The sequence below is a fragment of the Vibrio sp. 1401 genome, from assembly GCF_033340295.1.
This window is the reverse complement of the sequence record NZ_JAWOWF010000755.1, coordinates 1-541: the sequence shown is the minus strand read 5'-3', so window position 1 is coordinate 541 and position 541 is coordinate 1. Positions and strand designations below refer to the sequence as shown.

General features: G+C 49.9%; 1 protein-coding gene. It reads left to right on the top strand.

All coding sequences use genetic code 11. From position 1 onward, the window contains the following. Positions 1-541 (top strand): M24 family metallopeptidase (locus R7Z77_RS27985; RefSeq protein WP_318137383.1); only part of this gene is annotated, 541 nt, incomplete at both ends.

The window sequence follows — 541 nt, the reverse complement described above, 5'->3', positions numbered from 1 at the left end:
CGAGTACGTCAGCCAGTATTTGAATCAGCAATGTGAAGGCTTGTCGCTTGCTTTTAGCCCTGTTTATACCGACAGCTTGTTGGTTAACTCCATTGAGCAGAACCTCTCATTAAAGCCAATGGCTTGCCCCGTCACCGACATGAAAGCCACCAAAAATCAGACCGAGTTAGCCAATCTCGAACAGTCATTGACGGACGATGGTGTGGCTGTCGTGAAGTTCATGAGCTGGTTAGAAGACCAAGTCCCAAGCGGGCTTGTTACTGAGCTGTCAGCCGAGGCTCAATTGAAAAGCTATCGCCGTCAAACTCGCCATTATGTGAGCGACAGTTTCCGCACGATTGCAGGCTTCGCCGCACATGGCGCGAAAATGCATTACGCCGCCGATGAAGAAAGCAATGCCGTTGTCAATGAAAGCAATTTCTTCCTTGTAGATTCTGGCGGTCAATACCTTGGCGGCACAACAGACATCACCCGTACTTTCCACTTCGGGTCACCGACCATTAAACAGCGCAAAGACTACACGTTAGTGCTGAAAGCGGTC